Genomic DNA, 12,968 nt, shown 5'->3' on the forward strand with positions numbered 1-12,968 from the left:
CCATTTTCCAAGGGTTTTGGCCCTTTTGATTCAGCATAGGGGGGAGAAAAACCCTAAAGGGGGGTTGGGCTAGATCAAATTATGCCTGTCCAGCCATTTCATAGCCACGGCTCCCATTGGAATTCTCAGCCAATAGAAGGCGATTCGGTAGACGAGAGTAGCGGAGACGGCGATGGTGGAGGGGATGCCCACGGCGGTGAAGGCCACGGACAACGCGGCTTCGACCGCGCCAAGGCCGCCTGGCGTCGGCACTGCGGAACCGAGCGTATTCGCCAGCAGGAAGATGAATGTGGTCTCCACCGGATTGGTGTGGCATCCGAAAGCCATCAATGCAATCCAGAATCCCAATCCGGTCGAGATGTTGAGTATCAGCGCACCGAGAATGCCGAAGGCCAGTTCTTTCGGATGGGACAGCACGTTGATGAGACTACGTGCGTAGGACTTGACGATGGGCAGGTACTTCTCCGTGACGATGTGCCGCACCGGGGGAATGGCCATGGCCGCGGAAATCACCAATGCGACGATGGTGATCACCAAAATCAGCGTGTTGGTGGGAATCATGCCGGACAGTGTGTTGCGTCCGGTGAAGATGCCGATCAGCAGCAGCAGAATGATGGTGGTGCCGCCCTGCACTGCCCATACGGCGCTCATGATGGCGGTGGCCGCGGTATTGCGGTAGCCGCTCTTGCGCAGGAACTGCAGGTTGACAAAGGCCGGGCCGACGCCGGCGGGCATGGAGACCGCGGTGAAGCCCGAAGCCATTTGGGAACAGTACAAGCCGATCGGATTGCGTTTATCGGCATCCATGAAACAGCCAAGGGTCATGGCCGATCCGAACCAAGCCAGCAGTCCGAACAGCACGCATACCAGAGCCATGGCGATGTTGGCCTCTTTGACCGCCTTGATCATTTCGGCCGGTTGAATCTGGGTGAACACCACATACACGGCGACGACCAGCAGCGCGATCGCGATGAAGGAACGGAAACTGAACCGCGACAGCGTGACCGTTTCCATGGAATCCGCGACCTCCTGCGGAGCCAAAGCCGCGATACGGGAACGCAGCGTGTTGAGCATGTGCTTGTCGCAGGTGGACAGGGCGCGTGTCGCCGCCGGAACCGCCGTCTTCTGGATGAATGGCGCCAGATCGATCAGTTGCTCGTCGCCCCACGTCCTGCGGGCGCATGCGATCGCACGGTCGATGCCGTTCAACGCTCCGAGCAGAACCAGCAGCTGTACTTTGTCCAGCGCATAGTTTGGCGGCGCGCTGCCATAGTCGCCATTCTGCCATCCTGCGATCACCGGCTGTCCGTTTTCCATGCGCGACAACGTTTCGGGAGTGATTCGACGATGGGTGAAGCCGTGCCGGTGCGCTTCGGACAGATAGGTCATGAACAATTCCATGTCATGGTCGGACATGGTGTTCGGATTGCATTCCAAGGGCATGTGGTCGCGGTGAAACACCAGAATGGACGATTCGCTGCTGTCTGCGACTCCGTAGACTCCCGGCACTGTCAATCCGGCGTTCTGCAGGCCGAGAATCATCGCGTAATGGTGGTGGATGGCGTCGAAGGAGGAACGGTCACGGCGCATGGAGACCCCGGTCAGCCTGACCCATTGCCATAGCTGGTTGAGATAGCCTGCCATATGCACTTGGTTATCGAGAACGGATACCGTGTATTGGTGGCCGTCGACGTCGATGGCGTCGTAGATGCGTGAGTTCTCGGTCAGATCATCGTCCAATGTGGTCTTCAGCATGCCGGAATCGGTGTAGGTCGCGAGCCTGCGGGAGAGCGACGCCACGTCGATGCCGATGGAACGGAGCGCCTGCGCCACCTGGTTGCCCCAAGCCCCGTTGGTCTGTGTGCCGAGCATGAAACGAATCAGCATACCCAAGGCACGTCCCGCGGCAAAGGAGACCAGCACGCCGGAAAGCGAATTCCATGACAGCACCACGAACAGCACTGCGACCGTGTAGAGGATGTTCCAGCCCCATTTGGTACCGGAACGGGTGCGACGCGGTCCGGCGACGGTAAGGAATGAGGCCATCGCCGCATAAAAATCGGGAAGCAGTCCGGTTCCCACGGAAGTGCCGTTGGACATCATGGACATGATGAGGGTGCCATTGCCCGAGCCGCTGATAAGAGCGGAAATACCCCATATCGCAGCGAAACCGAGAATAAGGGCGATGGCGGAAACCACACTTTGCAGCCATTCCTTGGCGATGAGCAGCTGGATAAGCACGCTGACGGTAATGAAAACTATGGCGATCTGCTGCAACAGCGATGTCGGCACATCCATGAGCCAACTGACCACGTGGCCCGCGGAACGCACGTCGGACTCCACTCCGGAGGTGGTGCCATGCAAGTAGATGGAGAACAGGATGACGGCCGCGCCGACAAGCACGGCGAACAGCGCATGGAGCAGATCCGCGAAATCGCGGTTCCGTTTCGGCGGAACATCCTCAATGCGCGTTTCGTGTTTGCTGGTTGGGAAGTCGTGAGACACTATTGACCTGCTTTATAGGTACGTGGGTGAATACGTCCGGGTGACATGCACCTATTATCGTCTCCGATGATACGCCTTGGGGCGGCTGTGTGAAAACACAGCCGCCCCAAGGCGTATCATCCGCAAGATGAGTGTGGCGATGCGTTATCAGCGGTCGAAGTCAACCAGCTTGCTGGCAACTCCGGTGTATGTCGCCGGAGCCAACGCCTTGAGACGCGCCGCAGTGGCTTCGTCGAAGGCCTGCTGGTCGATGAACCGTTCGACGTCATCCTTGGAGATCTCGTGACCGCGCATGAGCTCCTTGACCTTCTCGTACGGCTTATCCATACCCGGCAGTCCGGCAAGCTCGCAGGCGCGCATGGCGGTCTGAATCGGCTCGCCGAGCACCTCCCAATTGGAATCGAGCTCGGCCTGGATGACAACATCGTTCGGATGGATGGAGTTCAGACCACCCATCAGATTGTTCAACGCCAGCAGCGAATAACCCAGCGCGGAGCCGATGTTGCGCTGCGTGGTGGAGTCGGTCAGATCGCGCTGCCAACGTGATTCGACCAGCGTCGCCGACAAAGTGTCCAACAGCGAGCAGGAGATCTCCAGATTGGCTTCGGCGTTCTCGAAACGAATCGGATTGACCTTGTGCGGCATGGTGGAGGAACCGGTCGCGCCCTTGACCGGTACCTGCGCGAACACGCCACGGGAGATGTACATCCACACGTCCACACACAGGTTGTGCAGGATACGGTTGGTGTGGCTGATGGTACCGTACAGTTCGGCCTGCCAATCATGCGATTCGATCTGCGTGGTCAACGGATTCCACGTCAGACCCATACGGTTGGTGACGAACTCGCGGGAGACGGCCACCCAGTCAACATCAGGGCAGGCGGCCAGATGCGCACCGAACGTGCCGGTCGCGCCATTGATCTTACCGAGATATTCCTGGGCCTTGACCTTGTTGAGCTGACGGTTCAGACGATACACATAAACAGCCAGTTCCTTGCCCAGCGTGGTCGGCGTGGCAGGCTGGCCATGGGTCAGCGACAGCATGGCCTTGTCGCGGTAGGCGTCGGCCTTCTGTGCCAGATGGTCGACAATGGCCTGTGCTGCGGGCAGCCACACCTGCTCCACACCGTTCTTCACGCAACGGGCGATGGATAGGTTGTTGATATCCTCGGACGTGCAGGCAAAATGCACGAGAGTCTTCAATCCGGTCAGCTGGGTGTCATGACCCAACACATCGGCGGCCTTCTCCAGCTGGTCGTCGATGTAATACTCCACGGCCTTCACATCATGGTGGGTCTTAGCCTCATAAGCGGCATGCTGGGCAATGCCTTCGGCTCCGAAATTCTCCGGAATGGAACGCAGATACGCCTGCTCATCATCGGTGAGCGGCTTGACACCCGGAACGATGGTCTGATTGCCGTTGCCCTCGAAACCGTTGGCAAGCAGAATCATCCACTCGACTTCGACGCGCATGCGCTCGCGGTTCAACGCCGGTTCGCTCATGTATTCGACAAGGGGAGCGGTCTGCTTGTGGTAGCGGCCGTCAAGAGGGGTCAGTGCGATTGCGGGGGAGATGTCAGTAAGCTTCATAGACAACAGCATACGTTCAGCCGTGAACCATTGGTCCCGTCATTTGCTGATGCGTCCCTCATAATACTGGACCTCCTCCAGCTCGCCTTCCACGACCTCTTGGAAATGACGGTCATGGTCCAGCACGGATTTGCTTCCGGTGTCGTAGGCGTACCGGTATCCCGCCTCATGGTATTTCGGGTAGTGCGTGGAGTTCTTCTCCCCGGACGAATCACTGACTTCGGCTCCTGGAAAAGCCCTCTTCGGCGCATCTTCCTCATGGACGGAGCATCGTATGGTGAGCCAGTTCTCCGTATGGGGGTTGGCCTCCCCGTCAAGTGCCGCGATGCCTTCATCATCCATCTCGATGGCGGTGACCCGTGTTTTCTCGGGAATCTCGAAATTCGCTATCGGGGAGCCAAGCGTGGCGATATGTTGTATGTCGTATTTGTCTTGGAAATCCGTCGCCGCCGCTGCCGCGATGATGCCGCCCTGCGAATGGCCGACGATTTCCACGGGATCATCCGGCTGGATGCCAGCCTGTTTCATGGTCTCATCCAGGAAACGGAGGCTTTCCGCGGTTCCGCGCTGCCGCTCATCGGCACTCATCAGCTCGAAATTGGTGTACCAGTCCATAGGCGAATCGTGATTGCCGTCGGTCCCGGGAATGATGATCCTCCAAGCATATGTGCCATCGGCTTTGCGGTACTTGCAGCATGCGATGGTTCCGTATTCCAGACCGCTTTCACGTTCGCCGTTGAGAGGTCCTTCGGACAGCCGCCGTTGGTCGGCGATGGCGTCCTTCGTGCTTGTACCGCCTCTGACCACTTTGGTTTTCGGATACACACGGGTTACGGAGAGATTGTCTCCATGGTCTTTGTCGAAGTACGGTATGAGCAGTCTGTCGATTTTCTTAAGACCGCGATTGACCGAGCCTTTGCCGGAAAGCCCCTCTGCTATAACCGCTCCCGGTTTGGTGACCATGAATAAGGTTTTCGTGATGTATTCCAGGATGGACGTGTCTTTTGAAGGTCGTTCCTGTATGTTCAATCGGCTCGCATGCTCTCCGAGGACGCTCACGAAGCTTTCCTGCATCCATGCGGTGGATTCCACAAGATAGAATTTGTTGAATTTCCCCTCTTTGGCGTAACTGCGTCTTACCCCCATCAGTGCGCTGGCGGTCAAGGCGAGAATCGCGGATTCCCGTGATGACATGAAAAGCCCTCGCAACATGATATCCAGCCCTTTCCTACTGGCTTCCTCAGCTTGGGCGTATAAGGATTGGGCTTGTGCGATCAATGATGATAGCTCATTAAGCTGGGATGCCATGGATTGCAGGGCCTCGGCATGTGCTTCGCAACGTCCGAGCAGCTGCCGGTACGGCAATTCGATATGGTCCTGCGCCGTACACCGTGGACTTGCCCCGGTCAAAGCGGACAGGAGCGGTGTGGCGCGAGGGTGGATTTTGAGTTCATAGCCTGCGGCAATGAAGGATCTACGGGAAGTGCCAAGACGATTCGCTTGATCTCTGAGGATTCTTGAAGCATTGAAGTATTCCCGGTATTCGGCGGTGGTGAATCTCTTTCCGCCAACGATGCGGGCCGTCACTCGTTGGTTCATGCCGCACCTGCCGACCAGAGAAGACGTGACGTGGCGATCATATCGTCACGTAGCAGAGCGGATTGCCGTGCGATGCGATTGAGACGGGTGCGGTATTCCTCGGCCGCGGTGCCGGTCCAGTCGGCCAGTCTGTTGGAGGCTATTGCCGCATCAAGTTCATCGAGAAGCCGTGACGCGGCAACAAGTTTCGCATTGATCAATGTTTGGGTGGTCCGCACGCCAATTCGGCAACGACAGGACATTCCCGACAGGGATGCCAACGAATTGAAGGCTGCGACGCCTGGGGCGGCACCAAGAAAAGCATTTGAAACGTTCATGGCAGCCATTTGACCACATTCGGTGTTGACGCCAATCGGAAAACAGAGCTTGTGGTCAAAGAACGAGTCTATGAAAAACCGTCGGCGTGTCGTTATTGGGAAAACAACGAAAACCACGTCGACGGCATGTGGATAACTATATTCGAAAAAGCCCCCTACCAGGGTTTGGTCTGCGAGGATGACGTGCTTGGGTTCTTTTTCGCAGCCGAACCTGAATCGTCATTGGGATCCGATTGCGTGGATTGGGCGTTCTGAGCCAATAGCTCCTCTATTTTCCGACGTTGTTCGTCGGATAGGTTTTCGTCGTTCTTGTGACTTGATTTATCCGATTCCTGAGCGTCGGCGGTGTTTGAATCCGTGGAGGCGGACTGATCGCTCTGCTCGGCTTTGATCTTCTTGGACGCGTGATCCGTAAGCTGGCTGGAAACATGACTGTTATGCTCGATTGATTCGCGCACTTGGGGCAGCAGCAGCGGCTTCATGGCTGATGCCTCGTTGAATTGGGCGTCCGTCTGCTGTTGCCTGGTGTGCAGCTTGTCCCAATCGGCATCGTCTTTTCTGCTGGTCGAGATGTTCTCCTGCAGGCTTTGCGTGGCCTGGTTGTAGCTATTGACGGCTGCGAGATTCACTATGGCCCATAGGGCGGCCATGACCAGCAACGCCGCCATGACGGCCAAAACGATGCGAACCGTCAGCGAGGCACGCGGTTTCATGGTTGTTCTGGTCATAGCAAACTCCTCGACTGAATTATCCAAGCCCCCAATTCGCATGCGAGCAGCAGCAGCGTGACGATGGCCAGTGGCCATACGACGGGCATCGTCCTGGTGCGCTTCTTGGTGGTTTGGGTGACTCGCCACTTATCGGACGCTTCCTTGGACACGCCGTCACGCATGGTGTTGGAGGCGTTCAACACCAGCGCGGTACCGCTCAACTCGTCGGCGATGGACGCCATCTCATCCTTGTTCATGCGTGACACTCCGGGTTTGCCGGTATCAGGGTCGGTGACCCACTGGTCCGCATTTCCATCGACGCCGTCGGCGATTACGGGAATGTTGCCTCCCTGCTCGCTGCCGATGGCTACGGTGAAGGCATCGGATAGGTATCGTCGCAATGATGAGAACGTGCGCCGTGCCTTTGATGAGGTCTGTTCTCCATCGGAAAACAGGTACAGCACGATCGCATCATCGGGATGCTGATCATGAATGGACTTGCAGGTCAGCAGCAGCTGGTCGATAGGGGCATCCAACGTCGAACCGGCCGAAACGGAAGTCGCCTCGGGCGCGAGTGTATCCGCCCAATTGTCGATCGCGTTCGAATCCGGGGTCAACGGCACGTCCAACGTGCCGGAAGCTCCGAATCGCAAAGCGGCGAAACTGGAATTGGGATATAGCGCGGTGACGTCCTTCACGGCTTGTTTTGCCACGTCGAGACGGCTTGACTGTTCGGCTGAACCATATTGCGCGTCTTTGACGGCCATGGAACCGGTCACGTCAACGGCCACCACCACGTCGGTGGCGTTCACCGCACGGCTATTGGTCGGCGCCACGATACTGGGCGTCAATGCCATGACCGACACCGTCAGACAAAGCAATACGCGCCGAACGCATGCCCAAACGGTTTCGTCGCTGTCAGCGCGGCGACGGACATGCAATACGATCTGCGCAATGGCGCAGGCCAGCAGAACCACGGCGACGGCTCCGCCGACAGGCCAACCCAAAGCAGGGGAAAGCGTCAGATGGTTCATCTCCTCAACCTCCAAGCCAATGCCAGCCAGACCATCAAAACGATGGCCAAGGCCAGTGTCCACCATCCGGGAGCATCCACCATGGCGGCCTTGTTGCTCGACTCGTTTTCATGGTTCCGCCGAGATTCGATTTCCTCGACCAGCGAAGAGACGGATGCTCCATTCGATTGGGTGAGAAACACCCCATGATGAGCTTCGATGGCGGATTTGAATTTCTGGGTGGTCTCGTCGGCCTCGCTTTGCTTCGGTCCGGAGAACAATCCATCCACGGTGATTTGGGCCTGCTTGGTCAGGTTCAGCGCCTCGTCAAGCGTATAGGTTGGTTTTCCGGAAACGACGTTGTCCGTGGCAAGCACGATGGATGCGGCGCGTTGACGCTCGGCATTGTCGGCGCTTGCGTTCCCATAGGCGAATCCGGGAAGCATGGCCGCGCAGCTCACCACGCCATCGCCAATCAGCGAAGTGGACTCCTTACGGTTCTGCGTGCCTTCCAGCCAGTCGGAAATCGCCTGATAATCGCTGTCCTTCATCTTGTCGATATCGTCTTGGGACTCGACGCCTGCGAGGATGCTGCTGGCTTTGCCAAGCTGTTTGGACACCAGTTCGTAGTCGTCGGTCAACGGAAAAACGGTACGTGACGTCGAATTGAAGATGCTCAGGCCGATTCTCTCGCCCTTGAAGCTGTCGACGAGTTGACGGTAGGTGTCGATGACCTCGCGGTCGTAGGGGAGCGCCGAGCCGGAAACATCCAAGCACAGCACGATGTCTCGGCTGCTGGCCTTCTCCTCGCCTTCATCCACGGTGCTGGGACGTGCCACCAGAGCCGTGGCGAGTGCCAACGCGACCACTAGAAGAATCACCGCCAAACGTGAAAGAACCCTCCACTGGCGGAATAATCTCGATGCGGATTCCGTGTTGAGGTCATCATCCAGGCTGAAGGTGCGGGCACTCTCGATGCCATCGGTTTTGTGGCGCGCGGCCACCAGCAACGTGACGCCGGCAACGGCCAGCACCACGATGACGCCTGCCAGAAAGGCCCAAGGCCAATGCCATGACAGTTGCATCTATCGCCACCTTTCCACAAGATTGGCCACCCATTCGCCAGCCTGCTCGACCGTGGCCTGCCTGGCGATGTGATTGCGCTCGGCATCCGCGAATTCCGGCGGATACAATGCCTCGATGGTTTGCCTGAGCAAGGTGAGACCCTGCTGGTTCCCCGTGGTCCGAGGCGTCTCTTCGATGTCGGTGAGCGTCTGGTTGCGCACGTCCGTTCCGGTGGCAGTGGAAGCAAAATCCCTGGCGATTGCGGCCAGCTGTGCGAAAGCCTCCTCGCGCTCCAGCTCCCCCCGGGCATGGCGGGACACAACATCATCGATACGCTGATGCCAGACGGTTTTGCCGGCAAGCGCGTCATGTCGGCCGCGATTGACTATTTTTGCGGGCTTCCGGCTCGGCCGGGCAAGCCAGACCACAAGAGCCACCAAAACGACGGCAAGCAACAGACAGACCGCGATGACGACGGCCAAACCGTTCTCAAGATGAATCTGGTCCTTGATGACGAGGTCATCCTCGGCAAGGAAGAGCATCATGCCTTGTCTCCCAACGACAATACGGACGGGGCTCTCAATTGGTTACGTGTGGACTGGGCCAAAGCCGTGGAAACCATGCGCACGAACTCATGGAACATGCGTTCGCTGGAATCGGATCGAATTACCGTCGAGCCACAGCGATTCAGCTCATGGCGAATGGACGCAGCCAGGTATTCACGATGCGTTCGCACTTGCCCAGCTGTGTTTCCCCTACGCAGGAACGCAGGCACGCGTCGTTTTCCAGCCCCGTCAAGCACCACGCGCGCATGGCTGACATCAAACGGATTGATGGTGGCCACATCGATGAGCACCATCGGATGTGTCCTTGCAATCATGCGGATGGCGCTCAAATGACGTTCCTCCAACGCATGCTCCTCGGTGGCGATGACGACCAGCGCCTCTTTGTCCCGAATGCGGCGCGCGTATTCCAGCAACGCGTCGATATTGCGGGGCCTGGTCCACTCGCGCTGCAATGCCGTATCCAAGGTTCGTTCGAACTGCGCCAGGCCACCGTTGAACGGCACCCGGGTGATGGAAGCGCTGTCGCCGAACACCATGGACACTTCGTCGCCTCGGCGCAGGCTGAGCGCGGCGAACATGCATAAGGCGTTTGCCGCCACCTGGTACGCCTGTTCCGAGGAAGGGCATGCGGCGGTCATTTCCTGTCCGACGTCAAGCAGCAACCATGCCTTCGAAGTGGAGGGACGCTCACGCTGCACCACCATTGGACGTCCCGCTCGGGCACTGGTCTTCCAATCGATGCGTTTCGCCTCGTCTCCCGGCTCATAGGCGTGGATATCCACGACATCGTCGGCGCCGAAGCGTTTGTTCGATGCGTGCGCGCCTTCGAGTATGCCGAGCGCCTTGCGTACCGTCGGCAGACTCAGCGTGGTTCCAAGCGTCTCGATTTTTCTGCGGATCGGATCGTCGGAACGGATCTGGTCGATCATGGAACGGGGACCGCCTGCACGATCGAATCCACCACCTGGTCGCTGGTGACGCCATCGGCAAGTGCTTCGAACGTCATCAGAATACGATGACGCAACACTTCGTGGGCGAACGCCTTCACATCCTCAGGAATGACGTAATCTCGTCCCTGCAGGAGCGCGTTGGCCTGTCCTATGCGCACCAGCGCGATGGACGCGCGCGGCGAGGCGCCCAGCCTGACGAGCGAGGAAAGTCCTTGGACGGGCTTGGTTCCAGCGCCACGGGAGGTGGCCGCGATATCGACCGCATACTGCATGATCGCATCGGACACGTGCACACGACGTGCCGCGGAACGCAGGAATTCGACGTCGCTGATGGAAACGGTGTCACCGGTGAGCGCGTGCTGGTCTACGGTATCGGAGCCGCGGCGGGTCAGCATGGCGAGCATGCGTTGCTCTTCCTGCTCTGTCGGATAGGTCAGTACGGCCTTCATCATGAAACGGTCCATCTGCGCCTCGGGAAGATTGAAGGTGCCCTCTTCCTCGATTGGATTCTGCGTTGCGATGACCATGAATGGTTTCGGCAGCGCGATGCGTTGGCCTCCGATGGTGGTCGCGCCCTCCGCCATGGCTTCAAGCATGGCGGACTGGGTTTTCGCGTTGGAACGATTGATTTCGTCGAGCAGCACGAAATTGGCGTGGATCGGGCCGATCTGCGTGGAGAATTTCTGCGTGGCGAAATCGAAGACCTGAGTGCCGACCAGGTCCGAAGGCATCAGATCGGGAGTGCATTGCACACGTTTGAACGAGCCGGACACCGAAGTGGCCAAGGTCTGCGCGGCAGTGGTTTTTGCCAGACCCGGGACGGATTCGATGAGGATATGACCGCCGGCCACCAAAGTGGTGATCAGCGATTCACGAAGATTGTCCTGTCCGACCAGGGTCTGCGCGAAACGTCCGCGAATCTGCGAACCGATGTTCCTGGCGCGTGCGATGTCTTCGGCCGACAGCGTGGTTGGTCTTGCGGCTGCGGGCATGGGGATGGGTGCCGGTGCTGGCGCCGGATTCTTTGGAGGGAATAAAGCCATGGTTGCTACTCTAACGGGTCAAGCTGACGGGAGGGTCCAATCCACCGGCTGTTCTCCTGCTTCGATTAGCGCCTGATTGGCGCGGGAGAACGGTTTCGAGCCGAAAAATCCGTAGCGGGCGGACATCGGACTTGGATGGGGGGATTTGATGATGAAAGCGTTGGTGAGCAGGGGCTCCAACGTCTGCGCCTTTCGTCCCCACAGAATCGCGACCAGAGGCTTGACGCTGCCGTCAGGCCGACGGCGATTGTTCAATGCGCTGATGGCCGCGTCGGTGACCACTTCCCAGCCTCGCCCCTGATGGCTTCCCGGCTTTCCCGGTTCGACGGTCAGACATCTGTTGAGCAGCATGACGCCCTGTTTGGTCCAGGGTGTCAGGTCGCCGTTGGCCGGCATGGGCACGCCCAGATCGTCGGTCAGCTCGGTGTAGATGTTCGCCAGACTGCGCGGAATGGGCTTGACGTCCGGTGCCACGCAGAAGCTCAGTCCCACCGGATGGCCCGGCGTGGGGTAGGGATCCTGGCCGACGATAAGCACTTTGATGTCGTCGAATGGAATGGTAAACGCGCGCAGAATGTTCCTGCTGGCCGGAAGGTACTTACGTCCCGCCGCGATTTCCGACCTCAGAAAGTCTCCCATGAGATGTATCTGGGGTTCGACATCGGCGAGGGCCTGGGCCCATCCGGGCTCCACAAGATCCTTCAATGGTTTGATATGAGTCATACTTTCCCACTGTACGACGTGCCCTGTGGATGTCCATGCCGATTCCATGCGGAAACGTGTCGAATACGCGCAAAATCGACGATGCTGATTGTGGGCTGACTGCACGGGCCGGTACACTGGGGCGGTAAGTGTGAGAAATGAGGTTGCAGAAAATGGCTAAGCAGGACAAGGAGACCTACGAATCCTACGCCAAGGATATGTTCGACAATCCTCCGGCGGGACCGATGGGCGTGCACCGTGGCGCACGTTCCATGGCGTCCAGGGCTCTGCCGTATGTGATTGTCGTGATTGTGGCTCTGCTCGCCGGCCTGCTGTTCTGGGGAGTCTATTCTGGTGAGATCAGCAACCTGAGAATGCCTTGGTCGGCCAAGGAGGACTCTTCATCGTCCGTCTCCACGGCGGATAAGGCGGATAAGAAGACGGACGACACGTCCAAAGACGCCAAGACGGAGAACAAGAAGTCCGAGGACGGCAAGAAGACCAGTACTTCGGATGGCCAGTCGAAGGACGCTTCGGACGCCAACCAGAACGCGGAACAGAATAACGATCAGAACAATGGCCAGGATGCGGCTTCTGAGCAGAGCGTGAATCTGGCCACCGAGATCCGCGTGGTGAACGCCACCAGCATCACCGGTTACGCCAAGAGCAAGGCCGATGCCCTGACCCAGGCCGGATACACCAGCGTGACGCCCAGCAATCCGACCGGCAACGTTCCCAGCCAGACGGTTGTCTGGTATCAGAATGAGGCCGACAAGGCGACGGCGGAGAATGTCGCGCAGACGCTGGGAATCTCCAATGTCCAGCAGAGCAGCGGATTGGTCACGCCGATCGTTGTGGTGCTGTTGAACTGAAAAAACGCCGTCCGAACCGGTTTGGAACCTCGCCCG

12 protein-coding genes are annotated in these 12,968 nt (G+C 58.4%); 1 reads left to right on the plus strand and 11 read right to left on the minus strand.

The annotated features are described in order from the left end of the window. Nucleotides 1-69: 69 nt before the first annotated feature. The 11 genes from BAD_RS02950 to BAD_RS08995 form a co-directional block, all read right to left on the minus strand. Nucleotides 70-2,505 carry a lysylphosphatidylglycerol synthase transmembrane domain-containing protein gene (locus BAD_RS02950; RefSeq protein ID WP_011742993.1) on the minus strand — a complete coding sequence of 812 codons (2,436 nt, stop codon included), beginning with the start codon at nucleotides 2,503-2,505 and terminating at the stop codon, nucleotides 70-72. Between the two features lie 147 nt (nucleotides 2,506-2,652). After that, the gene (purB, locus tag BAD_RS02955; protein WP_011742994.1) at nucleotides 2,653-4,095 is read right to left on the minus strand and encodes an adenylosuccinate lyase; all 1,443 of its coding nucleotides are present in this window, start codon (nucleotides 4,093-4,095) and stop codon (nucleotides 2,653-2,655) included. Between the two features lie 39 nt (nucleotides 4,096-4,134). Continuing rightward, on the minus strand, nucleotides 4,135-5,289 hold the full coding sequence (locus BAD_RS02960) for an alpha/beta hydrolase (RefSeq protein ID WP_229084238.1): 1,155 nt from the start codon (nucleotides 5,287-5,289) through the stop codon (nucleotides 4,135-4,137). A 401-nt stretch (nucleotides 5,290-5,690) separates the two neighbouring features. Then, nucleotides 5,691-6,020, minus strand: coding sequence for a hypothetical protein (locus BAD_RS02965; RefSeq protein WP_011742996.1), 330 nt, complete (start codon nucleotides 6,018-6,020; stop codon nucleotides 5,691-5,693). Nucleotides 6,021-6,166: 146 nt separating this feature from the next. Further along, on the minus strand, nucleotides 6,167-6,739 hold the full coding sequence (locus tag BAD_RS02970; protein ID WP_011742997.1) for a DUF6466 family protein: 573 nt from the start codon (nucleotides 6,737-6,739) through the stop codon (nucleotides 6,167-6,169). Further along, nucleotides 6,736-7,755, minus strand: a complete 1,020-nt coding sequence (locus tag BAD_RS02975) for a VWA domain-containing protein (protein WP_003808678.1) — start codon at nucleotides 7,753-7,755, stop codon at nucleotides 6,736-6,738. Before BAD_RS02975 ends, BAD_RS02970 begins: the two co-directional genes overlap by 4 nt. Continuing rightward, the gene (locus tag BAD_RS02980; protein WP_011742998.1) at nucleotides 7,752-8,819 is read right to left on the minus strand and encodes a VWA domain-containing protein; all 1,068 of its coding nucleotides are present in this window, start codon (nucleotides 8,817-8,819) and stop codon (nucleotides 7,752-7,754) included. The genes BAD_RS02975 and BAD_RS02980 overlap by 4 nt, the downstream gene beginning before the upstream one ends. Continuing rightward, entirely contained in the window at nucleotides 8,820-9,344 is a 525-nt protein-coding gene (locus BAD_RS02985) for a hypothetical protein (RefSeq protein WP_003808681.1), read from the minus strand. Further along, complete coding sequence (locus BAD_RS02990) at nucleotides 9,341-10,294, minus strand: DUF58 domain-containing protein (protein ID WP_011743000.1); 954 nt, start codon at nucleotides 10,292-10,294, stop codon at nucleotides 9,341-9,343. Before BAD_RS02990 ends, BAD_RS02985 begins: the two co-directional genes overlap by 4 nt. Continuing rightward, nucleotides 10,291-11,358 carry an AAA family ATPase gene (locus tag BAD_RS08990; RefSeq protein WP_011743001.1) on the minus strand — a complete coding sequence of 356 codons (1,068 nt, stop codon included), beginning with the start codon at nucleotides 11,356-11,358 and terminating at the stop codon, nucleotides 10,291-10,293. Before BAD_RS08990 ends, BAD_RS02990 begins: the two co-directional genes overlap by 4 nt. A gap of 18 nt (nucleotides 11,359-11,376) precedes the next feature. Then, a complete protein-coding gene (locus BAD_RS08995; protein ID WP_011743002.1) occupies nucleotides 11,377-12,081 on the minus strand; it encodes a uracil-DNA glycosylase in 705 nt (234 codons plus the stop codon). A 152-nt stretch (nucleotides 12,082-12,233) separates the two neighbouring features. Here BAD_RS08995 and BAD_RS03005 point away from each other — a divergent pair, with 152 nt between their 5' ends. Further along, nucleotides 12,234-12,932, plus strand: coding sequence for a LytR C-terminal domain-containing protein (locus BAD_RS03005; RefSeq protein ID WP_021913933.1), 699 nt, complete (start codon nucleotides 12,234-12,236; stop codon nucleotides 12,930-12,932). Nucleotides 12,933-12,968: the final 36 nt, after the last annotated feature.

Origin of the sequence: Bifidobacterium adolescentis ATCC 15703, from assembly GCF_000010425.1 — a bacterium.
In the GTDB taxonomy this organism is placed as follows: domain Bacteria; phylum Actinomycetota; class Actinomycetes; order Actinomycetales; family Bifidobacteriaceae; genus Bifidobacterium; species Bifidobacterium adolescentis.